General features: G+C 70.9%; 20 protein-coding genes. 7 read left to right on the top strand and 13 right to left on the bottom strand.

What is annotated here, in order from left to right; translation table 11 throughout:
- Positions 1–66: 66 nt before the first annotated feature.
- The 3 genes from ACIQJT_RS21765 to ACIQJT_RS21755 all read right to left on the bottom strand — a co-directional run bounded on the left by ACIQJT_RS21765 (position 67) and on the right by ACIQJT_RS21755 (position 3,821).
- Positions 67–1,890 carry a glycoside hydrolase family 18 chitinase gene (locus tag ACIQJT_RS21765; RefSeq protein WP_365461853.1) on the bottom strand — a complete coding sequence of 608 codons (1,824 nt, stop codon included), beginning with the start codon at positions 1,888–1,890 and terminating at the stop codon, positions 67–69.
- 120 nt (positions 1,891–2,010) lie between these two features.
- Positions 2,011–2,652, bottom strand: a complete 642-nt coding sequence (locus ACIQJT_RS21760; protein ID WP_402645845.1) for a response regulator — start codon at positions 2,650–2,652, stop codon at positions 2,011–2,013.
- Complete coding sequence (locus tag ACIQJT_RS21755) at positions 2,649–3,821, bottom strand: sensor histidine kinase (RefSeq protein ID WP_402645843.1); 1,173 nt, start codon at positions 3,819–3,821, stop codon at positions 2,649–2,651. The genes ACIQJT_RS21760 and ACIQJT_RS21755 overlap by 4 nt, the downstream gene beginning before the upstream one ends.
- A gap of 152 nt (positions 3,822–3,973) precedes the next feature.
- On the opposite strand from ACIQJT_RS21755, the gene ACIQJT_RS21750 reads away from it, so the two are divergent.
- Positions 3,974–4,504 (top strand): hypothetical protein, encoded by a 531-nt coding sequence (locus ACIQJT_RS21750; protein ID WP_402645841.1) that lies wholly within the window; start codon positions 3,974–3,976, stop codon positions 4,502–4,504.
- Here the strand turns inward: ACIQJT_RS21750 and ACIQJT_RS21745 are convergent.
- Genes ACIQJT_RS21745 through ACIQJT_RS21735 form a run of 3 tightly spaced genes read right to left on the bottom strand, consistent with a single transcriptional unit; the run spans position 4,501 to position 6,642 of the window.
- Complete coding sequence (locus ACIQJT_RS21745; RefSeq protein ID WP_280849283.1) at positions 4,501–5,073, bottom strand: cob(I)yrinic acid a,c-diamide adenosyltransferase; 573 nt, start codon at positions 5,071–5,073, stop codon at positions 4,501–4,503. The genes ACIQJT_RS21750 and ACIQJT_RS21745 overlap by 4 nt on opposite strands.
- 13 nt (positions 5,074–5,086) lie before the next feature.
- Entirely contained in the window at positions 5,087–5,836 is a 750-nt protein-coding gene (locus tag ACIQJT_RS21740; protein ID WP_365461861.1) for an ABC transporter permease, read from the bottom strand.
- A 20-nt stretch (positions 5,837–5,856) separates the two neighbouring features.
- Positions 5,857–6,642 (bottom strand): ABC transporter ATP-binding protein, encoded by a 786-nt coding sequence (locus ACIQJT_RS21735; RefSeq protein ID WP_402645836.1) that lies wholly within the window; start codon positions 6,640–6,642, stop codon positions 5,857–5,859.
- Between the two features lie 81 nt (positions 6,643–6,723).
- Here ACIQJT_RS21735 and ACIQJT_RS21730 point away from each other — a divergent pair, with 81 nt between their 5' ends.
- The 4 genes from ACIQJT_RS21730 (at position 6,724) to ACIQJT_RS21715 (ending at position 11,607) form a co-directional block, all read left to right on the top strand.
- Complete coding sequence (locus ACIQJT_RS21730) at positions 6,724–7,365, top strand: TetR/AcrR family transcriptional regulator (RefSeq protein ID WP_365461863.1); 642 nt, start codon at positions 6,724–6,726, stop codon at positions 7,363–7,365.
- A gap of 137 nt (positions 7,366–7,502) precedes the next feature.
- Positions 7,503–8,351, top strand: coding sequence for a 3-hydroxyacyl-CoA dehydrogenase family protein (locus tag ACIQJT_RS21725; protein WP_402645833.1), 849 nt, complete (start codon positions 7,503–7,505; stop codon positions 8,349–8,351).
- A 170-nt stretch (positions 8,352–8,521) separates the two neighbouring features.
- Complete coding sequence (locus ACIQJT_RS21720) at positions 8,522–8,845, top strand: STAS domain-containing protein (protein ID WP_031040714.1); 324 nt, start codon at positions 8,522–8,524, stop codon at positions 8,843–8,845.
- Between the two features lie 230 nt (positions 8,846–9,075).
- Positions 9,076–11,607: an ATP-binding protein gene (locus tag ACIQJT_RS21715; protein WP_402645829.1), complete on the top strand. Its 2,532-nt coding sequence runs from the start codon at positions 9,076–9,078 to the stop codon at positions 11,605–11,607.
- Between the two features lie 72 nt (positions 11,608–11,679).
- Here the strand turns inward: ACIQJT_RS21715 and nucS are convergent, their stop codons facing one another.
- Complete coding sequence (gene nucS, locus ACIQJT_RS21710) at positions 11,680–12,351, bottom strand: endonuclease NucS (protein WP_365461867.1); 672 nt, start codon at positions 12,349–12,351, stop codon at positions 11,680–11,682.
- Between the two features lie 255 nt (positions 12,352–12,606).
- Between nucS and ACIQJT_RS21705 the strand changes: the two genes are divergently transcribed.
- Positions 12,607–12,999 carry an SCO5389 family protein gene (locus tag ACIQJT_RS21705; protein ID WP_053851471.1) on the top strand — a complete coding sequence of 131 codons (393 nt, stop codon included), beginning with the start codon at positions 12,607–12,609 and terminating at the stop codon, positions 12,997–12,999.
- A gap of 86 nt (positions 13,000–13,085) precedes the next feature.
- Here the strand turns inward: ACIQJT_RS21705 and ACIQJT_RS21700 are convergent, their stop codons facing one another.
- The gene (locus ACIQJT_RS21700) at positions 13,086–14,114 is read right to left on the bottom strand and encodes an LLM class flavin-dependent oxidoreductase (protein ID WP_402645826.1); all 1,029 of its coding nucleotides are present in this window, start codon (positions 14,112–14,114) and stop codon (positions 13,086–13,088) included.
- A gap of 224 nt (positions 14,115–14,338) precedes the next feature.
- On the opposite strand from ACIQJT_RS21700, the gene ACIQJT_RS21695 reads away from it, so the two are divergent.
- Positions 14,339–14,680, top strand: coding sequence for an ATP/GTP-binding protein (locus ACIQJT_RS21695; protein WP_365461871.1), 342 nt, complete (start codon positions 14,339–14,341; stop codon positions 14,678–14,680).
- 4 nt (positions 14,681–14,684) lie between these two features.
- Here ACIQJT_RS21695 and ACIQJT_RS21690 read toward each other — a convergent pair whose 3' ends face one another.
- The 5 genes from ACIQJT_RS21690 to ACIQJT_RS21670 form a co-directional block, all read right to left on the bottom strand.
- On the bottom strand, positions 14,685–15,563 hold the full coding sequence (locus ACIQJT_RS21690) for an ABC transporter permease (RefSeq protein ID WP_365461873.1): 879 nt from the start codon (positions 15,561–15,563) through the stop codon (positions 14,685–14,687).
- Entirely contained in the window at positions 15,560–16,837 is a 1,278-nt protein-coding gene (locus ACIQJT_RS21685; protein WP_402645821.1) for an ABC transporter ATP-binding protein, read from the bottom strand. Before ACIQJT_RS21685 ends, ACIQJT_RS21690 begins: the two co-directional genes overlap by 4 nt.
- Positions 16,838–16,949: 112 nt before the next feature.
- Positions 16,950–17,720: an ABC transporter permease gene (locus tag ACIQJT_RS21680; RefSeq protein WP_402645818.1), complete on the bottom strand. Its 771-nt coding sequence runs from the start codon at positions 17,718–17,720 to the stop codon at positions 16,950–16,952.
- 2 nt (positions 17,721–17,722) lie between these two features.
- Positions 17,723–18,682: an ABC transporter ATP-binding protein gene (locus tag ACIQJT_RS21675; RefSeq protein ID WP_365461879.1), complete on the bottom strand. Its 960-nt coding sequence runs from the start codon at positions 18,680–18,682 to the stop codon at positions 17,723–17,725.
- Positions 18,683–18,838: 156 nt separating this feature from the next.
- Positions 18,839–19,774, bottom strand: coding sequence for a cellulose-binding protein (locus ACIQJT_RS21670; RefSeq protein WP_053851466.1), 936 nt, complete (start codon positions 19,772–19,774; stop codon positions 18,839–18,841).
- Positions 19,775–19,873: the final 99 nt, after the last annotated feature.

The following is a 19,873-nucleotide window of genomic DNA, read 5'->3' as shown; positions in this document are numbered from 1 at the left end:
ACGGCCCTGGGGGGAGTACGCCGAAGGCGCGCGGCACCAGGCCGCGCGCCCTCAGTGGATCGTCGTTCAGCTCAGGCCGCTGTTGATGGCGCTCACCAGCTCGCCGTTGCTCGTGTCGCCGCTGAACTCCCAGAAGAACGCGCCGCCGAGGCCCTGGTTCTTGGCCCAGGTCATCTTCCCGGCGATCGTGGCGGGAGTGTCGTAGGACCACCAGTTGTTGCCGCAGTAGGCGTACGCCGTGCCCGCGACGGTGCCGGTGGCGGGGCAGGAGTTCTTGAGGACCTTGTAGTCCTCGATGCCCGCCTCGTAGGTGCCGGGTGCCGCGCCGGTCGCCGAGCCGCCGGGGGCGGCCTGGGTGACACCGGTCCAGCCGCGGCCGTAGAAGCCGATGCCGAGCAGCAGCTTGTTCGAGGCCACGCCCTTCGACTTCAGCTTGGCGATCGCGTCGGCGGAGTTGAAGCCCGCCTGCGGGATGCCGGCGTACGAGGTCAGCGGCGAGTGCGGGGCGGTCGGGCCCTGCGCGTTGAAGGCGCCGAAGTAGTCGTACGTCATCACGTTGTACCAGTTCAGGTACTGGGAGGCGCCGCCGTAGTCGGCCGCGTCGATCTTGCCGCCGGAGGAGCCGTCGGCCGTGATGGCCGCGGTGACCAGGTAGTTCGAGCCGAACTCGGTGCGCAGCGCGGACATCAGGTTCTTGAAGGCGGCGGCGCCGGAGGTGTCACAGGTCAGGCCGCAGGCGTTGGGGTACTCCCAGTCGATGTCGATGCCGTCGAAGACATCGGCCCAGCGGGGGTCCTCCACGACCGCCTTGCAGGACTTGGCGAACGCGGCCGGGTTCTGCGCGGCCTGGCCGAAGCCGCCGGAGTAGGTCCAGCCGCCGAAGGAGTACAGCACCTTGATGTGCGGGTACTTCGCCTTGAGCTGGCGCAGCTGGTTGAAGTTGCCGCGCAGCGGCTGGTCCCAGGTGTCGGCGGTGCCGCTGACGGACTGGTCGGCGGTGTAGGCCTTGTCGTAGGCGGCGTAGGTGTCGTCGACGGTGCACTGACCGTTCTTGACGTTGCCGAACGCGTAGTTGATGTGGGTGATCTTCGAGGCGGAGCCCGAGGTCACCAGGTTCTTGACGTGGTAGTTGCGGCCGTAGACGCCCCACTCGGTGAAGTAGCCGAGCTTGACCTTGTCGCCGGTGGGCGGCGGGTCGGTGGTGCCGCCGGTGGTCTTGACCGCGACCGCCCCGCTGGCCGGTCCCGTCTGGTCGGCGGTGTCACGGGCCTGCACGGTGTACGAGTAGGAGGTGCCGGCGGTGAGACCGGTGTCCGTGTACGACGTCGTCGTCACGGTCGCCACCCTGGCGCCGTCGCGCAGCACGTCGTAGTTCTTGACGCCCTTGTCGTCGGTGGCCGCGCTCCAGGCCAGTTTCACCGAGGTGTTGGTGACGTCGGAGGCGGTGGGGGTGCCGGGGGCGGACGGTGCCGCGTCGCCCGGGGTGGAGCCGCCGTCACAGCTGCCGCCGTTCAGCTTGCAGTTGGCGGGGGATCCGCTGCCGGCGCCGTTGAAGCCGAAGGAGACGGAGGCGCCGGGGGCGAGGGTGCCGTTCCAGGACTTGTTCTTGGCGGTCCAGTGGGTGCCGGAGGAGGTGACGTCGGCGTCCCAGGCGGAGCTGACGGAGGTGCCGGAGGGGAAGTCCCACTCGACGGTCCAGGAACTGAGGCTGGTGGTACCGGTGTTCTTCACCGTCCATTTGCCCTCGAAGCCGGTGCCCCAGTCCTGGGTCTTGGCGTAGGTCGCGGTGGCGGAGGTCGCGGCCTGGGCGGGGCTCGCGAGGCCGACCAGGCCGGCGAAGGGGAGCAACAGCGTCGCGAACCCTGCCGCGGCTCTGTGTCTGAAGCGCATCGTGCGCCTCCTAGGGGAGTTGGGGGCGTGACTGAGCCTTCACACCCACGGTGCCGCGAGAATAGAAAGGTCTGGACCACGGGTCAATAGGTCTGGACCACTCTCATGTGCGGACGCCGTCTAAACCCTCAACTCCTGCGCGAGAACCGCCGCTTGCACCCGGCTGCGCAGCTCCAGCTTCCCCAGCAGCCGGCTGACGTGCGTCTTGACCGTCGCCTCCGCCATGTCGAGACGGCCCGCGATGTCGGCGTTGGACAGCCCCTCCCCGAGGCAGGAGAGCACCTCGCGCTCCCGGCGGGTGAGGGTGTCGAGGACGGCCGGGTCGGCGCCCGTCCCGCGCACCGGCCCGGCCGCGAACTCGGCGATCAGCCGCCGGGTGACGGCCGGGGCGACGATGCCCTCCCCCCGGGCCACCGTGCGCACGGCCGCGATCAGGTCCTTCGCCTCCGTGTTCTTCAGCAGGAAACCGGCCGCGCCGGCCCGCAGCGCCCCGAACACGTACTCGTCGAGGTCGAAGGTGGTCAGCACGAGCACGTCCGCGAGCCTCTCCCCGACGACCTGCCGCGTCGCCGACACCCCGTCCAGCCGCGGCATCTGCACGTCCATCAGCACCAGGTCCGGCCGCAGCTCCCGGGCCAGCGCCACCGCCTGCTCACCGTCCGCGGCCTCACCGACCACCTCGATGCCGGGGGCGCTGCGCAGGATGAGGACGAGTCCGGCGCGCACGGCGGACTGGTCCTCGGCGACGAGGACGCGGATCATTCGGGGACTCCTTCACGCAGGGGGAGGGTGGCGCGTACGGTCCAGCGCGCCCCGCCGGGACCCTCGGGACCGGCGTCGAACGTGCCGCCCAGCAGCGCGGCCCGCTCGCGCATCCCGACCAGACCGGCGCCGGAGCCGGGGGCGCGCGGTCCGTCCCGGTCGCCGTACGGACTGCTCACCTCGACCGTCAGCGTCCCGTCCAGCTCGGCGAGGCACACCGTGACCGGGCCGGGGCGGGCGTGCTTGAGGGCGTTGGTCAGGGACTCCTGGACGATCCGGTAGGCGGCGAGCTCGACGGGGGCGGGCACGGTGCCGTCGTGGCAGGCGTCCAGGGTGACGTCCAGGCCGTTGGCGCGGGCGCCCTCGACGAGGGCGGTGAGGCCGTCGAGGGTGGGGACGGCGGCGGGCTCGTCGTCGCCGTCCCGCAGGATGCCGATCAGGCGCCGCATCTCGGCGAGGCCCGCCACGCTGTTCTCCCGGATGACGGACAGGGCCTGTCGGGAGGTGGCCGGTTCGTCGATGGAGAGCGCGGCCGTGGAGTGGATGGCGATCGCCGACAGGTGGTTGGCCACCATGTCGTGCAACTCCCGTGCCATCCGCGCGCGTTCGGCGGTGACGGCCTGGGCGCGGTCCATCTCGGCGAGCAGCGCGGTCTGTTCGGCGCGCAACCGGGCGGCCTCGGCGGCGTCCCGGTGGTTGCGCACGATCCAGCCGGTGGAGGCGGGCGCGTACGCCACCACCCCGACGACCACGCCGATCAGCAGCGCCTCCGGCACCCGCCACACCGCGAACGGCACCAGCGTCGCGGCGATGGTCAGCAGCCCGGTGATCCACTGGATGCGCCGGGCCGAGGCGAGCGGGCCGTACAGCACGGCCGCGTAGACGACGTCGGTGAACATCATGACCGTGGAGAGGTTGCCCTGGGTCAGGACGTCGGCGCAGACCGCGAGGGTGCCGGTCAGCAGGGCCGTGCGGGGAGCCGTGCGGCGCAGCAGCTCGCAGCCGGACAGCACGGTGAGCGGCACGAGGACCGGCCACGGGCCGTCGAAGAGGGTGACCGGGTCGTCCGCGGGCCGGGTGCTCAGACCGATGCCCACCAGCAGCAGACCGCCGAGCAGCCCGCCGACCGCGATGTACACGTCGAAGCGGTGCGGGCGGGGGAGGGCCATGAACCCATCCAACACGGTCTCCGCCCGCCACGCCTGATCCCGCAGAACGGTCCTGGACTGCATCTTTCGATGTACGGCGGTTTCCTCACCGCCGACGACGAAAGGGGCCGGGAGCGCCGGGAGCCTGGAAGGGTGAGCGGAGGGAGCGTGTCGTGGTCGTCGGACTGATCATCGCCTGTGAGGTGGCCTTCTGGGTGCTGCTGGCAGCGGGGCTGGCCTTCCGTTACGTGCTGCGCATGCCGCGGGTGGGACTGGCCCTGCTGCTGTGCGAGCCGCTGCTGGAGCTCGTGCTGTTCGCGGTCACCGCGATCGACCTGAGGAACGGTGCCGAACCGGACTGGAAGCACGGCCTGGCCGCCGTCTACATCGGCTTCACCGTGGGTCTCGGCCACTCGACCGTCAAGTGGGCGGACGCCCGGGTCGCCCACCGGTTCGCGGGCGGCCCGCCGCCGGTGCGGCCGCCGAAGTACGGTACGGCCCGCGCCGTCCACGAGTGGAAGGTCGCGGGCCGCTGGATCCTCGCCGCGGTCGTCGCCACGGCCCTGCTCCAGGCCGCGGTCTGGTACGTCGGCGACGGCCGGACCGAGTCGCTGCGCGCCTGGCAGCAGCGCATGCTGTGGCTGATCGGCATCAACCTGGTCATCGCGGGCAGCTACACGCTCTTCCCGAAGCGCGAGCGTTAGCGCTCCCCGCCGGGTACCCACAGGACATCGCCCACGTCCTTGTTGGCCGTGCGGGCCAGGATGAACAGCAGGTCCGAGAGCCGGTTCAGGTAGGTCGCGGTGAGCGGGTTCATCGTGTCGCCGTGGACTTCGAGGGCCGCCCACGTCGAGCGCTCGGCCCGGCGTACCACCGTGCAGGCCTGGTGGAGCAGGGCCGCGCCCGGGGTGCCGCCGGGGAGGATGAAGGAGCGGAGCTTCTCCAGCCGCTCGTTGAAGCGGTCGCAGTCCGCCTCCAGCTTGTCGACGTAGAACTGCTCGACCCGCAGGGGCGGGAACTGCGGGTTCTCGACCACGGGCGTGGACAGGTCGGCGCCGACGTCGAACAGGTCGTTCTGCACCCGGGTCAGGACCGCGACGACCTCCTCGTCGAGCCCGCCCAGCGCGATCGCCGTGCCGATCACCGCGTTCGCCTCGTTGGCGTCCGCGTACGCGGAGATCCGCAGATCGGTCTTGGCGACCCGGCTCATGTCGCCGAGGGCGGTGGTGCCCTGGTCGCCGGTCCTGGTGTAGATGCGCGTCAGATTGACCATGGGGCCAGCGTAATTACGCCCCGGCCGTGCGGAAGACGCGTGTGCCGACCGTCACGGCCAGGACCGCGAGGCCGACGGCGACCAGGACGCCGTACAGCATGTGGTCCGTGGTGTACGCGCCGACGTAGGCGTCCCGCATGGCGTCCACCAGATAGCGGAACGGCATGAAGTGCGAGAGGACGTCCAGCCAGGCCGGGCCCAGGGTCATCGGGAGCATCAGGCCGGACAGCAGCATGGACGGCATGCTGACCGCGTTGACCAGCGGACCGAACTCCTGCGGTGTGCGGACCTTCATCGCAAGCGCGTACGACAGCGAGGCCAGCGAGACGGTCAGCAGGGCGACGAACCCGAAGCCGATCAGGACTCCGGCCAGCGGAGCCCGCAGTCCCATCGCGACGGCGGCCAGCACCAGCAGCACCGCCTGGAGGACGAAGACCGTGGCGTCCCGCAGCACCCTGCCCAGCAGCAGGGCGAGCCGGCTGACGGGCGTGACCCGCATGCGCTCCAGGATGCCCTGGCCCTTCTCAAGGATGATCATGAAGCCCGCGAACAGTGCGCCGAACAGTCCGAGTTGGAGCAGCAGTCCCGGCACCAGCACCTGCCAGGAACTGCCGCGCCCGCCGAGCGGGAGCCCGGTGAGCAGCGGGCCGAAGAAGACCAGGTACAGCAGCGGCATCAGGACGCCGAACAGCAGCGCGAAGCGGGAGCGCAGGGACTGACGGAGGTAGCGGCCGTAGACGATCGCGGTGTCGTGAAGAAGCATGGCTTTCCGGTACGGCCTTCCTATACGGCTACGGGGGCTGCGTCGGCCGGGGCCGGACCCCGGCCCGTGATCGCGAGGAACGTGTCCTGGAGCGGGGCGTCGATCGAGCCCGTGTGCTCCAGCTTCAGGGCGCTCGGTGTGCCCTCGGCCACGACCACGCCCTTGTCGACGATCACGAGGCGGTCGGAGAGGGCGTCGGCCTCGTCGAGGTAGTGGGTGGTCAGGAAGACGGTCGTGCCGTGCTCGTCGCGCAGCCAGCGGATCAGGTCCCACAGGTCGGCGCGGCTGCCGGGGTCGAGTCCCGTCGTCGGTTCGTCGAGGAACAGCACCTCCGGCCGGTGCGTGAGCGCCATCGCGATGTCGAGGCGGCGGCGCTGACCGCCGGAGAGCGTGCCGCACCTGCGGTCGAGCAGCTCGGTGAGGTCCAGGTCGCGGGCCAGCTCGGCGGCGCGGGCGGCGGCCAGGGCTCTGGTCAGCCGGTAGAAGCGGCCCTGGGTGACCAGTTCCTCCCGCACGGAGATCTGTGGGTCGGTCCCGCTCGACTGGGCCACGTACCCGCACGCCCGCCGCACCCCCGCGGCGTCGGTCGCGAGGTCGTGGCCGGCGACGGTGGCGGTCCCGCCGGTGGGGGCCAGGAGGGTGGTGAGCATCCGGAGGGTGGTGGTCTTGCCGGCGCCGTTCGGGCCGAGGAAGCCGAGGATCTCGCCCGCCCGGACGGTGAGGTCGACGCCGCGGACGGCCTCGACGGGCCCGTGCTTGGTACGGAAGGTGCGGGCCAGTCCGGCCGCGCTGATGACTGCTGTCATGCCCCCCAGAAAAACAGAGTCCCTGAAATTTTGCAATGACTCCAAAAATCAAGGAGACCCAGGAACGTCTACGATGCCGACATGGCAGAGGGGCTCAGGGAGCGGAAGAAGCGGCAGACCCGGCAGTACATCTCGGACGTCGCCACAGCCCTGTTCGTCGAGCGCGGGTTCGACGCGGTGACCGTCGCCGAGGTCGCCGACGCCGCGAACGTCTCCGTCAACACCGTCTACAACTACTTCCCGGCCAAGGAGGACCTCTTCCTCGACCGCAGCAAGGGTGTCGTCGACCGCCTCTCGCGCTGGGTGCGCGGCCGCGACGCCGGGGAGTCGGCGGCCGCGGCCGTCCTGCGGGAACTGCGCGAGGAGGTCGAGGCGGTCTCACCGCGGGTCGGCCTGCTGAAGGGCTACGACCGCTTCATGCGGGTCATCCAGGACGCGCCCGCGCTGCGCTCCCGGCTGTGGAGCATCCAGCAGGAGGTCCAGGAGAACCTGGAGGAGACCCTGCGCGAGGAGACCGGCGCCGCCCCCGGCGATCCGCTGCCCGCCCTGATCGCCGGTCAGATCAACTGGCTGCACCACACGGTCATGGGCGCCATCGGACGCGAGATGGTCGCGGGGCGCGAACCGGACGAAGTGTCACGAGAGACGCTGGTGCTTCTCGACCGCATGGAGGAGTTGTTGAGCGATAAGGTGCTCAACTACGCCGTACGAGACCACTCGTGACAGCTACCGGTGTGATGTCCGTCAGATGAGACGTGACGCGCGTTACTAACCGGTCACACAGCCCTTCACGAGCGCTAGTGTCCGCCGCAGAGGCAACGTAAACAGGGCGTAAGGCGTTTCAAAGGGGAGTCGCAACAGTGGCACGGAAGCTTGCCGTCATCGGCGCCGGCTTGATGGGTTCCGGCATCGCCCAGGTCTCCGCCCAGGCGGGCTGGGACGTGGTCCTGAGGGACGTCACCGACGAGGCGTTGAAGCGCGGCACCGACGGCATCAAGGCTTCGTACGACAAGTTCGTGAGCAAGGGCAGGCTGGAGGCGCACGACGCCGACGCGGCCCTCGCCCGGATCACCGCGACCACCGATCTGGACGCGGCCGCCGACGCCGACGTCGTCGTCGAGGCCGTCTTCGAGAAGCTCGAGGTCAAGCACGAGATCTTCCGCGCGCTCGACAAGATCGTCCGCCCGGACGCCGTGCTCGCCTCCAACACCTCCGCGATCCCCATCACCAAGATCGCGGCGGCCACCGAGCGCCCGGAGCGCGTCGTCGGCGTGCACTTCTTCTCGCCGGTGCCCATGATGCAGCTCGTCGAGCTGGTCCGCGGCTACAAGACGAGCGACGAAACCCTCGCCACCGCGCGGGAGTTCGCCGAGTCCGTCGGCAAGACCTGCATCGTGGTGAACCGGGACGTGGCGGGGTTCGTGACCACCCGTCTCATCTCCGCCCTCGTCGTCGAGGCGACCAAGCTCTACGAGTCGGGCGTGGCGACCGCCGAGGACATCGACCTCGCCTGCAAGCTGGGCTTCGGCCACGCCATGGGCCCGCTCGCCACGGCGGACCTGACCGGCGTCGACATCCTGCTGCACGCGACCAGCAACATCTACACCGAGTCCCAGGACGAGAAGTTCGCCCCGCCGGAGCTGATGCGCCGGATGGTGGACGCCGGTGACATCGGACGCAAGAGCGGGCAGGGCTTCTACAAGCACTGACGGCTTTTTCCGTCACCGTAACCGCACAAACCCCTCAGGTTTCACACGTGGGGGTGAATTCGGTATCGGTTCGCTTACAGACGGCAACCTCTGACCGCCCCGCGCAGTCAGAGGTGTCATCACTGGACATCACATTCGTGGAGTACTGCACGCACTCACGGGGAGCGCATATGTACATCAGGGGCGACCACGCCGAGCTGGTCGTCGGGGGCCGCCTCGACGTCCGCAGCGCGGCGGACGCCCGTACGGTCCTGCACTCGGCCGTCGACGACGGAGTCGGCGACCTGGTGCTCGACCTGTCCGAGCTGGACTCCTGGGACGCCACCGGTCTCGGCGTGATCATGGGAGCCCACCGCAGGGCCGGGCGCTGCGGCCGCCGGCTGGTGCTGCGCGACGTACCTCCGCAGATGCAACGCCTCCTGGTCGCCACCCGGCTGCACCGCATCCTGGCGATCGAGGGCGGCATCGGCGTGGAGTCGCTGCCCCGCGTCTGACCCGGGCCGACGTGGCGAAACGCAGGTCCCGCGCAATCCTCACGAGACTGTGACGTCTCGGACGGCGCGGTACCCCGGGCTGTCGTAGATACTGTGCGAAGGTTTAGGGTTCGGTCGCCCGCTGTCTGCATCCCTTCCAGCGGGCCCGGACCAGAAGCGACAGCGCGGTGTGCTGCCGGCCGGGAGGGGCCACTGACGGCACACGAGACGCTTTTGGGGGGCTTGAACCTATGGACCCGAACAACCGGGGACCCGAGGAGTACGGCCATGACGACGACGGCGGCCCGCCGCGTCAGCGGCCTCCCAGGGACTCCCTCACATCCGACTTCGGCCAGCACTCGCCCGCGCTCGCCCGCACCGTGCAGCTCGTCGCCGGCGACTTCCTGCTCACCGTCAACCCCGTCGACGGCAGCGAGATAGAGGCCTGCCCGCCCGGCGAGCGGCCCGGCCGGCCCGAGAAGTACGGCGCCGCGGAACGCGCCGAGGTGGACCGTGCGGCCCGCCCGCCCGTCCCGCCCGGACCCACCCGCACCGCGCTGGGGCTCCTGGCCCGGCAGGACGAACGCGAGCGACTGGTGCGCCTGCTCGCCCGCGGCCGCTCGGTACGCCTGACCGGCCCGGCCGGCTCCGGCCGCACCAGCCTCCTCGACGTCGTCGCCGAGGACTGCTCGGACCTCGCCCCCGACGGCGTGGTCCGCCTCAACGGCTTCAACCGCACCGCGGGCGAGCTGCTGTACGACCTCTACTACGCCGTCTTCGACTCGCCCCTGCACCGCCCCGACCGGGACGAACTGCTCTCCTGTGTCCGGGAGATCGGCGCGGTCGTCGTCCTCGACGACATCGAGTTCGGCGGCGCGGCCCTCGACGAGCTCCTCGACGCCACCCCCGAGTGCGCGTTCGTGATCGGCGCCACGCCCGACGTGCCCGCGCCCTCGGCCGACTCCGCCGTCGAGGAGGTCTTCCTCAGCGGTCTGGAGCGCGCCGACGGTGTGGAGCTCCTGGAGCGTTCCGTCGGCCGGGTGCTGACGGAGGAGGAGTCGAACTGGGCGGGCGACCTCTGGTTCGAGTCCGAGGGCCTGCCGCTGCGCTTCGTCCAGGCCGGCGCCCTGCTCAGGCAGCGCGACCGGCTGCGCGCCGGGGCGAACGCCGTCGACGAGTTCGGCGTCTTCGCGGACGCGGCCCCCGTCGACACCCCGTTCGCCGCCGACGAGGGCGAGGAGATACCGCTGCCCGCGCTCGGCGAGGCCGCGGCCCCCGCCCCGCTGCTCGCCTCCCGGCTCAGCGAGTCGGCGCGCGCCACCCTGCGGTTCGCCGTGGCGCTCGGCGGCGAGGTGCCCCACCAGGCGCACCTGCCCGCGCTGATCGGTGACACCCACGCCGACGCCGCCCTCGGCGAGCTCGCGGACTGCGGCCTGGTCTCCCCGGTGGGCTCCCGCTACCGGCTCGCCGCCGGCGTCCTGGCCCAGCTCGAAGCCGCCGGATACGGCGACGACCACATCGAGAGCCACGCCCGCACGGCGGCCCGGCACTACGGCTGGTGGGCCGGACACCCCTCGGTCACCCCCGAGCGGGTGTGCGCGGAGGCCGACGCCCTGCTCGCCGCCCTCGCCGTCCTGGTCCCGGTGACGACCGCGCCCGACGAGGGCGAGGAGGCGGCCACCGTGCAGCTCGCCCGCACGGCGGCGCCCGCGTTCGCCGCCGGCGGCCACTGGGGCGCCTGGGAGCGGGCGCTGCGGGCCGGTTCCGAGGCCTCCCGGCTGGCCGGCGAGGTGTCCGAACAGGCCTACTTCCACCACGAGCTGGGCATCCTCGCGCTCTGCGGCGGACAGCTCGACCGGGCCCGCGCAGAGCTGGAGGCCTCCATCGGCCTGCGCGGCGCCCTCGCCGACAAGCGCGGCACCGTCGCGGGCCGCCGTGCCCTCGCCCTGGTCTCCGACCGGGACGGCAGCGCGCCCGGACTGGCCGCCGCGCTCGGCGCCACCGCGGGCGAGGAGGTGCCCGACGCCCGGTACGACGAGTCCGCCTCGCCGCCCGCGGGCACCCCCGTGGCCTTCCCGCCGCTCCAGCCGTCGGCCGACTCCCAGACGATCGTCGTCCACCGCTCGCCCGGCACGCCCGCGCCCTCCCGCAAGGCCCGCGGCGGCCTCAAGGGCCTCGCCAAGCGCAACCTGGTCGCGGCCGGCGCGGGCGCGCTGCTGGTCGCTGTGCTCGGCACGGTCGTGACCCTGGGCGCCACCTCCGACAACGACCCGAACGCCCCGTCCGACCAGGTCGGCGTCAACCCGTCGGCCAGCGTCGGCATCGACGACGGCAACCTCGGCGCGGACGTCCCGAAGAGCGACGACGGCAAGGGCGACACCGGTACGGCCACCTCCCGCCCGACCGACCCGGGGCCCGACGGGACGTACGGGACCTCGGACGATCCGACGCCGACGGGGACGGCGAGGCCGTCCGACGATCCGAGCGGGACGCGGGGAAGCGGTTCGTCGCCGACGTCCAGGCCGACGTCGCCGCGCCCGTCGAACACGTCGAAGCCCCCGACCTCGCCCACCGGCAATCCGACCGGCTCCGGTTCCGCGTCGGCGACGCCGACCGACCCGACGGATACGCCGACGCCCACCCCCACACCGACCCCGAGCGAGACCACCCCGAGCAACTCCACCTCGGCCAGCGGTCCCGCCTCCTCCGCCCCGGTGGAGACAAGTTCGGCCAGCGCCCCCGAGAGCAGCACCGTGAGCCCGCCGAGCGGGGCGGTCATCTGACAGCGCCACGCGACACAAGAGGGCCGGGTCCGTCACACGGACCCGGCCCTCGTCGTCGTACGGGAAAAGGCGTCAGAACAGCCGCAGCTTGTCGTCCTCGATGCCCCGCAGCGCGTCGTAGTCCATGACATGGCAGCTGATGCCGCGGTCGGTCGCGAGGACGCGGGCCTGGGGCTTGATCTCCTGGGCGGCGAAGATGCCGCGGACCGGGGCGAGATGGGGGTCGCGGTTCAACAGGTCCAGGTAGCGGGTGAGTTGCTCGACGCCGTCGATCTCGCCGCGCCGCTTGATCTCCACCGCGACCGTCTGCCCTTCGGCGTCCCGGCACAGGATGTCGACCGGGCCGATGGCTGTCATGTACTCACGGCGGATCAGGGTGTAGCCCTCGCCGAGCGTTTCGATGCGGTCGGCGAGCAGTTCCTGAAGGTGTGCTTCCACGCCGTCCTTGATCAGGCCCGGATCCACGCCCAGTTCGTGCGAGGAGTCGTGGAGAACCTCCTCCATCGTGATGATGAGCTTCTCGCCCGCCTTGTTGATGACGGTCCAGACGCCTTCCTCGTCGCCGGTCCCCTCCTTCAACGTGCAGGGCGGCGACATCCAGTTCAGGGGCTTGTAGGCCCGGTCGTCGGCGTGGATGGAGACGCTGCCGTCGGCCTTCACCAGGATCAGACGGGGGGCCGAGGGCAGGTGGGCGGTGAGCCGGCCCGCGTAGTCGACGGAACACCGGGCAATGACGAGACGCATGGTCGGCAACGCTACTCGACGGGCGCATGTCCACGCGATTCGGCCCGTAAGGCTGTGGAGAAACCCTGTTCACTTGTGGCCGATTGTGGGCCTGTTGGGAGTGCCCTTTGTTCGCATTCTCCTGGTGCCGTCACCGTCGGTTGCCTACGGTAGTAAACGGGAGGTCGCGAGGCGTGTACTGAGCGTGTCCGGCAGCGCGACGTCCCTCATCTGTCCGGCAACCCCTGAGGAATCAGGGGTGCGAGAGGAGAACCCATGTCGCTCGACGTCTCACCGGCCCTACTCGAGAAGGCCGAGCGAGGCGAGGTCGACGAAGCCGAATTCGTCGACTGCGTCCGGACCTCCCTGCCCTACGCATGGGAGATGATCAGCTCCCTGGTGGCCCAGCTGAAGGTCGACGGCGGCAACTTCGCCGACAACCAGACGCCCCCGCCGGACGAGCAGGCACGCGGTCAGTTGCTGCGTGCGCTTGCGAGTGACGCGATACGCGGCGCGCTGCAGCGGCACTTCGGTGTGCGGCTGGCCTTCCAGAACTGCCACCGGGTGGCGGTGTTCCCGTTGGACTCCTCCGTCGACGAGACGCTTGCCCGCTTCACCTCGGTGCGCAGTCAGTTGCTGAATCAGTCCCCGGAGTTCCGGGACTGCTGACGCGGCGCCGCTCGCTTGCCGCTCCGTACGCGGGAGGTGCATCAGTACCGGGGCGGCAAGCTCCCGCCGGACAGGGGTGTTCCGATTCAGGTCAGATGCGGCAGCACCTCCGCACCCAGCCGCCGTACGTTCTCCTCGGTGGCCGCCAGGTCCCCTGAGCCCTCGACGAGCAGGGCGAAGCGGGAGACGCCCGTCCGTTCGCTGGTCGCCGCGAGGCGGTCGGCGGCGAGCCGCGGGGTGCCCACCGGGTGCAGTCCGCAGAGCAGTTCGGTGTAGGCCACCGGATCGCGCATCTGCCGTGCCCGCCCGTCGACCGTGACATGGGCGCCGAGCCCCTGCCTGAGCCAGCCCGGCATCGCCTTCACCAGCGCCTCCACCGCGTCCGTACGCCGGTCCGCGAGCTGGCAGACACCGGCCGAGACATGGGGCGCCTCCAGGACCTTCTCCGGGGCGTGGCCCGCCGCGCGCGCCTGCCTGCGCCACAGCGCGACCATCTCCGCCTTCTCCTCGTCCCCGACGTGCATCCCGAGCAGCATGGGCAGCCCGCGCTCGGCGGCCAACCGGACGCTCGCAGGCGAGGTGCAGGCGACGATCACCTCGGGGCCCTCCGTCTCGGTGAGCGCCTCCGACGGCCGCGGCACGACCGGCACTTCGCGGAAGCGGAAGCGCTCGCCGTCCGCCCCGACCGACGGTTCGCGCAGCCAGCGCACCAGCAGATCGAGTGATTCCGGGAACCCCTTCTCGTACGCGTCGAGCCCCGACCCGAACACCTCCAGGTCCACCCACGGGCCGCCGCGCCCCACGCCCAGCGAGAAGCGCCCGCCGCTCGTCAGGTGCAGCAGCGCGGCCTGCTCCCCGAGGGCCACCGGGTGCACCGTCGGGAGTACGCTCACGGCGGTGCCGACGCGGATGCGGCGGGTGCGGCCCAGCAGCAGGGCGGCGAGCGTGATCGCCGAGGGACAGGTGCCGTACGGCACGAAGTGGTGCTCTGCCAGCCAGACCGCGTCGAGTCCGGCCTCCTCCGCGACCTCGGCCGAGCGGACCGCGCGGTGCAGCGCCTCCCCCTGGCCCTGCCCCGGGAACTGGGCCGCCAACACGAAACTTCCAACGTGCATGTGCTTTTTCCTGCTTCCTTGGCTCCGACACGGAGCTCCCCCACCCGGCATAACCGCCTGACACGTGCCGAGGACACGGCCTGGCGAAGAGATTTGCCGATTGTCTGCAGAATCGTCGCCCCCGAGGGGGGACTTGTGGGGGTTGGTGCCCTACGCGTACCCCGCCGCGTCCCGCGTAGGCTGGACACGGCCCCTGCTTCCTGTATAGCCCCGTGAGGTGTCCTGTGTCCCCGCGTCGCAACCGACCCAAGGGCTCCGGTTCGTCGGACCCGTCCGGCCGGAGTGCCGAGGACGACCGGTCCGGCCGGTACGGCGGCTTCCAGTCCTCGACGCACTGGCAGGGCGAGGACTGGAACGTCCGGCATGTGGCGGGGGCGAGCGCGCAGGGCAAGACGTACCGCTGCCCGGGCTGCGACCAGATGATCCCGGACGGCGTCCCGCACGTGGTGGCCTGGCCCGACCACTCGGGCGTCGACGAGCGCAGACACTGGCACAAGTCCTGCTGGAACGCGCGGGACCGCCGCACTACGCGGGTGCAGCGGTCCCGTAACGCGCCGAGGTTCTAGCGGATCACACGTCCCGCTTCTCCAGCAGCGCGAAGGCCGCGGCGAACACGGCGGCCGTCACGCCGAGCATGATCCACAGCGGGTCCCAGCCCGAAGGGCCGGACTCGGTGAGGGAGGTGGAGTAGAAGACGCTGAGCTGGCTCGGGATGGAGTACTCGAACAGCGCCTGGCGCACGCCCTCCAGGGACTGCGAGAACATGAACAGCGCGATGACCAGCGGGGCCAGCAGGACACCGATCATGAGGGTGATCGCGCCCGCCGAGTGCCGGATGATCGAGCCGACGATCAGCGAGAGCAGACCGAACAGCGCGGTGTAGAGGGAGACGCCGACGGTGCCCTTCAGCCACTCCTGGCCGGTCGGCGTGCGGGCGCCGTCGAGCAGGGCCACGTCCGCGAGGGCGACGAGGACGACCGAGACGAGGGTGGTCGCGAAGGCGACCGCGAAGAACACGATCGCCTTCGCCGCGAGGACCCGGCCCCGGGAGGGGCAGGCCACCATCGTCGTACGGATCATGCCGGTGCCGTACTCCGACGCCGTGGTCAGCACGCCGAGCGTGATGACGCACATGCTGCCGAGCAGCACACCGAAGAAGCCGAACGACAGCGGGTTCTCGTCCCGCAGGCTCTCCGACGAGGCGTTGGCCGCGATCAGCGCGGCGGCCCCCAGCCCGATCCCGATCACGAGCAGCACGAACACGCCCAGGGTCCACATCGTCGACCGCACCGACCGGATCTTCGTCCACTCCGAGGCGATGGCGTGCCCCAGGTGCGTGCGCACGACGGGGATGGGCGAGGTGTAGCCGGGGTACGACGGTCCACTCGCCGCCTGCCAGTTCGGCACGGCGGCCTGGGCCTGCGGCATCGAGGGCTGCGGGGTGCTCATCGGGCGTCCTCGGGCTCGGTCGGGGTGGCGGAGGGCTGCGGTGCCGCGGCGGATGCGGCCGCGGCGGCGTTCTGGGGAGGTGCCTGCGGGGGCGCCGGCGCGGCGGCCGGGGGCTGGGCCACGGGAGCCTGCGCAGGCGGCTGAGGCACCCCCTGGGGGGCCGCCGGACCCGCCTGGGCGTACGGGTTGGGCGCGCCGGCGCCGGGACCGCCGTACGGGCCCTGCGGACCGCCGAAGGGCTGCCCGCCCTGCTGGGGCGGCGGCGGGGCGTACCAGCCCGGCTGGCCCTGGCCCGGAACCGGCATCGGGGGCTGCGCGCCCGGCGGGAGGGGCTGCATCAGGCCCGCCTTCTGGTCGGCGGTCGAGCGGTAGTCCACCGCGCCCTGCGTCATCCGCATGTACGCCTCCTCCAGCGAGGCCTGGTGCGGGGACAGCTCCCACAGGCGTACGTCCGCGTCGTGCGCGATGTCGCTGATGCGGGGCAGGGGCAGCCCCGTCACCCGCAGCGCGCCGTCCTGCTCGGGCAGGACGTGCCCGCCCGCCTCGGTGATCGCGGCCGACAGCTTCTCGCGGAGCTGCGGCTCGGTGTCCGGGGTGCGCACCCGCGCGAAGCCCGCGGAGTTCGCCGCGATGAAGTCCTGGACGCTCATGTCGGCGAGGAGCTGCCCGCGTCCGATGACGATGAGGTGGTCCGCGGTCAGCGCCATCTCGCTCATCAGGTGGGAGGAGACGAAGACGGTGCGGCCCTCCGCCGCGAGCGCCTTCATCAGGTTGCGCACCCACAGGATGCCCTCGGGGTCGAGCCCGTTGACCGGCTCGTCGAAGAGCAGCACCTGCGGGTCGCCGAGCAGCGCGGCCGCGATCCCGAGCCGCTGGCCCATGCCGAGCGAGAAGCCCTTGGAACGCTTCCTGGCCACGTCCTGGAGACCGACCACGCCCAGCACCTCGTCCACCCGGCGGGCCGGGATCCCGGAGAGCTGGGCCAGGCACAGCAGGTGGTTGCGGGCCGTCCGCCCGCCGTGCACCGCCTTCGCGTCGATCAGCGCGCCGACCTGCCGGGCCGCGTTGGGCAGCCTGCGATACGGGTAGCCGCCGATCGTCACCTGCCCCGAGGTGGGGTTGTCCAGCCCGAGGATCATGCGCATGGTCGTCGACTTGCCCGAGCCGTTGGGGCCCAGGAAGCCGGTGACGGTACCCGGACGCACCTGGAAGGAAAGGTTGTACACAGCGGTCTTGTCGCCGTAGCGCTTGGTCAGGCCGACTGCCTCGATCATGCTCCGCACCCATCGCAAGGTTCAGGACAGCGGGGCACACGCCCCCCGTAAGAGTTAGGAGCTTATCGGGGCGCTGACGGTTCCGCTCACAGGAGAGCCGGGGCTCCTCGCGTCACGCGTCCCGCTTCTTCAACAGGACATAACCGCCGATCAGGGCGGCCGCCACCCACAGCGCCATGATCCCGAGACCGCCCCAGGGGCCGTAGGGGGTGTCGTCGTCGACCGGGGTGACCACCTGCATGATCTTGCTGCCGGCCTGGTCCGGCAGGAACCGGCCGATCTTCTTCGTCGCCGAGACATTGCCCAGGATGTTCGAGATCAGGAAGAAGAACGGCATCAGGATGCCCAGCGACAGCATCGGCGAGCGCAGCATCGCGGCCACGCCCATCGAGAACATCGCGATGAGGGTCATGTAGAGGCCGCCGCCGATCACGGCGCGCAGGACGCCCGGGTCGCCGATCTCCGCCCGGTGCGAGCCGAGCATCGCCTGGCCGAGGAAGAAGGTGAGGAAGCTCGTGACCAGGCCCACCACGAGGCAGAGCCCGGTCGCCACCGCGATCTTGCTGACCAGGAAGGTGGCGCGCTGCGGTACCGCGGCCAGCGAGGTGCGGATCATGCCGGTGCTGTACTCGTTCGAGACGACGAGCACGCCGAACACGATCATCGCGAGCTGTCCGAGGCTCATCCCGGCGAAGCTGATGAAGGTCGGGTCGAAGGAGAGCTTGTCCTCGCGGCTCATGTTGTCGAACTCGTTCTTCGACAGGGCCGAGATCAGGATGCCGAGCCCGATGGTGACGACCACGGCGAGGGAGAGCGTCCACACCGTGGAGGCCACCGAACGGATCTTGGTCCATTCGGAGCGGATGACCTGGGTGGCCGCCATGGTCACTTCCCCTTCCAGCCGTCGCCCCACTGCTGGGGTGGTCCGTCGACGGGTGCGTCGCTGTGGGCGTGGTACTCGACCGACTCCGCGGTCAACTGCATGAACGCCTCCTCCAGGGAGGCCTGTTGCGGGCTCAGCTCGTGCAGCACGATCTGGTGCTGGGCGGCCAGCTCGCCGATGTGCTCGGACTTGCCGCCGTCCACCTCCAGCGCGCCGTTGCCGGTCTCCACGACGGTGATGCCGGCCGCGTGCAGCACGTCGAGCAGCCGCTCGCGCTGCGGGGTGCGGATGCGGACGTAGGACCGCGAGTTCTGCGCGATGAAGTCGGCCATGGAGGTGTCGGCGAGCAGCCGGCCCTGGCCGATGACGACGAGGTGGTCGGCGGTCAGCGCCATCTCGCTCATGAGATGGGAGGAGACGAAGACCGTACGGCCCTGCGCGGCAAGGGACTTCATCAGGTTGCGGATCCAGTGGATGCCCTCGGGGTCGAGCCCGTTGACCGGCTCGTCGAACATCAGAATTTGCGGGTCGCCGAGCAACGCGCCCGCGATGCCGAGCCGCTGGCCCATGCCCAGCGAGAACCCCTTGGCCTTCTTCCTCGCGACGGCGGTGAGCCCGACCGTGTCGAGGACCTCGTCCACCCGCTTGCGGGGGATGCCGTTGCTCTGCGCGAGGCACAGCAGGTGGTTGAAGGCGCTGCGCCCGCCGTGCATGGCCTTGGCGTCCAGCAGGGCCCCGATGTACGTGAGCGGGTCCTTGAGCTGGTCGTAGTGCTTGCCGTCGATGCGGACGTCCCCGGCGGTGGGCCGGTCCAGGCCCAGCATCATCCGCATGGTGGTCGACTTGCCGGCGCCGTTGGGACCGAGGAAGCCCGTGACGATGCCCGGTCTGACGGTGAACGTCAGATTGTTGACCGCCACCTTCTCGCCGTACCGCTTCGTCAGGCCCGCCAGCTCGATCATGCGGACCACGCTAGGTGCGCGCCGGGGCGGATGCCACTCCTATGGGCAAACGGAGACCGACGGATGCGGTAAGAAACCCGCGCGCGTTCCGTGCACGCCGAGAGGCCCGCACCTGTCGGGGGAGAAGGTGCGGGCCTCTGGTGCCGTCAGGCGGTGTTACCGGGACTGCTGGGCCGGGACTCCACGGGAGATCGGCTCGTCGTCGGCCGGGCTGCCGGCGGCGGCCACCGCGGCGCCCGTGAGCGTGGCGAGCATCTCGCGCACGTTCGTCAGCTGGGCGTTGATCGAGTCGCGACGGTTCGTCAGGGCCGCCAGCTCGCGCTCGGATTCCGAACGGATGCGGTCGGCCTTGGCGTTGGCGTCGGCCACGATGTCCTCGGCCTGGCGCTGCGCGGTCTCCACCGTCTGGCGGGCGCGGCGCTCGGCGTCGGTGCGCAGCTTCTCGGCCTCCAGGCGCAGCTGCTCCGCGCGGTGCTCGATCTCCGCGAGACGCTTCTCCGCCTTCTGCTGACGGGACGCCAGGTCGCGCTCGGACTGCTCCCGGCGCTTGGCGAGGTTCGTCTCGAAGTCGGCGGCGGCCTGCGCGGCCTTGGCGCGGGTCTCCTCGAAGAGGGCGTCCGCCTCCTCACGCTTGGACTGCGCGTCCTTCTGGGCCTCGGCGCGCAGCTGGGACGCGTCGCTCTTGGCCTTCTCGACGATCCGGACGCCCTCGTCCTCCGCCTTGGACTTGCGCTCCGCAGCGAACGATTCTGCGTCGTTGCGGACCTGCTGGGCCGCCGACTCGGCGAGCTCGCGGTGCTGCTCGGCCGCGCGACGGGCCTCCTCGCGCAGGTCCTTGGCCTCCTCCTCGGCGAGGCGGAGGATCTTCTCGACACGCGCGCCGAGACCGGCGTACGACGGCTCGGCGTCGCTTACCTGAGCCTGGGCGTTCTGCGTCTCGAGGTGGAGCTCCTCGATGCGCTTTTCCAGAGCGGTGATGCGGGAGAGAGCGCTGTCACGGTCGGAGACGAGCTTGGAGATCCGTTCGTCCACCTGAGCGCGGTCGTACCCACGCCGCACAAGCTCGAAGCCGTAGGGGGAAGTGTCGCTCATGGGGTTCCTGTCAAATGAGACCGGTGAGGTGATAGGGGGAATCCTAGGGGCCGAAGCGGTGTGTCATCGAGCGGATACGTGTTTGATCTGGAGAATGAC

Source organism: Streptomyces sp. NPDC091972 (genome assembly GCF_044756385.1).
Lineage (GTDB): Bacteria > Actinomycetota > Actinomycetes > Streptomycetales > Streptomycetaceae > Streptomyces.
This window is presented reverse-complemented; position numbering and strand designations above follow the sequence as displayed.

Bases quoted from the DNA above. Each gene is read 5' to 3' on its own strand.
- ACIQJT_RS21705 (WP_053851471.1), top strand. From the start codon at position 12,607: ATGTCGCTCGACGTCTCACCGGCCCTACTCGAGAAGGCCGAGCGAGGC.
- ACIQJT_RS21685 (WP_402645821.1), bottom strand. From the start codon at position 16,837: ATGATCGAGGCAGTCGGCCTGACCAAGCGCTACGGCGACAAGACCGCT.
- ACIQJT_RS21740 (WP_365461861.1), bottom strand. From the start codon at position 5,836: ATGCTTCTTCACGACACCGCGATCGTCTACGGCCGCTACCTCCGTCAG.
- ACIQJT_RS21700 (WP_402645826.1), bottom strand. From the start codon at position 14,114: ATGCACGTTGGAAGTTTCGTGTTGGCGGCCCAGTTCCCGGGGCAGGGC.
- ACIQJT_RS21745 (WP_280849283.1), bottom strand. From the start codon at position 5,073: ATGGTCAATCTGACGCGCATCTACACCAGGACCGGCGACCAGGGCACC.
- nucS (WP_365461867.1), bottom strand. From the start codon at position 12,351: ATGCGTCTCGTCATTGCCCGGTGTTCCGTCGACTACGCGGGCCGGCTC.
- ACIQJT_RS21760 (WP_402645845.1), bottom strand. From the start codon at position 2,652: ATGATCCGCGTCCTCGTCGCCGAGGACCAGTCCGCCGTGCGCGCCGGA.
- ACIQJT_RS21715 (WP_402645829.1), top strand. From the start codon at position 9,076: ATGGACCCGAACAACCGGGGACCCGAGGAGTACGGCCATGACGACGAC.
- ACIQJT_RS21675 (WP_365461879.1), bottom strand. From the start codon at position 18,682: ATGATCGAGCTGGCGGGCCTGACGAAGCGGTACGGCGAGAAGGTGGCG.
- ACIQJT_RS21755 (WP_402645843.1), bottom strand. From the start codon at position 3,821: ATGGCCCTCCCCCGCCCGCACCGCTTCGACGTGTACATCGCGGTCGGC.
- ACIQJT_RS21765 (WP_365461853.1), bottom strand. From the start codon at position 1,890: ATGCGCTTCAGACACAGAGCCGCGGCAGGGTTCGCGACGCTGTTGCTC.
- ACIQJT_RS21670 (WP_053851466.1), bottom strand. From the start codon at position 19,774: ATGAGCGACACTTCCCCCTACGGCTTCGAGCTTGTGCGGCGTGGGTAC.
- ACIQJT_RS21730 (WP_365461863.1), top strand. From the start codon at position 6,724: ATGGCAGAGGGGCTCAGGGAGCGGAAGAAGCGGCAGACCCGGCAGTAC.
- ACIQJT_RS21680 (WP_402645818.1), bottom strand. From the start codon at position 17,720: ATGGCGGCCACCCAGGTCATCCGCTCCGAATGGACCAAGATCCGTTCG.
- ACIQJT_RS21720 (WP_031040714.1), top strand. From the start codon at position 8,522: ATGTACATCAGGGGCGACCACGCCGAGCTGGTCGTCGGGGGCCGCCTC.
- ACIQJT_RS21735 (WP_402645836.1), bottom strand. From the start codon at position 6,642: ATGACAGCAGTCATCAGCGCGGCCGGACTGGCCCGCACCTTCCGTACC.
- ACIQJT_RS21690 (WP_365461873.1), bottom strand. From the start codon at position 15,563: ATGAGCACCCCGCAGCCCTCGATGCCGCAGGCCCAGGCCGCCGTGCCG.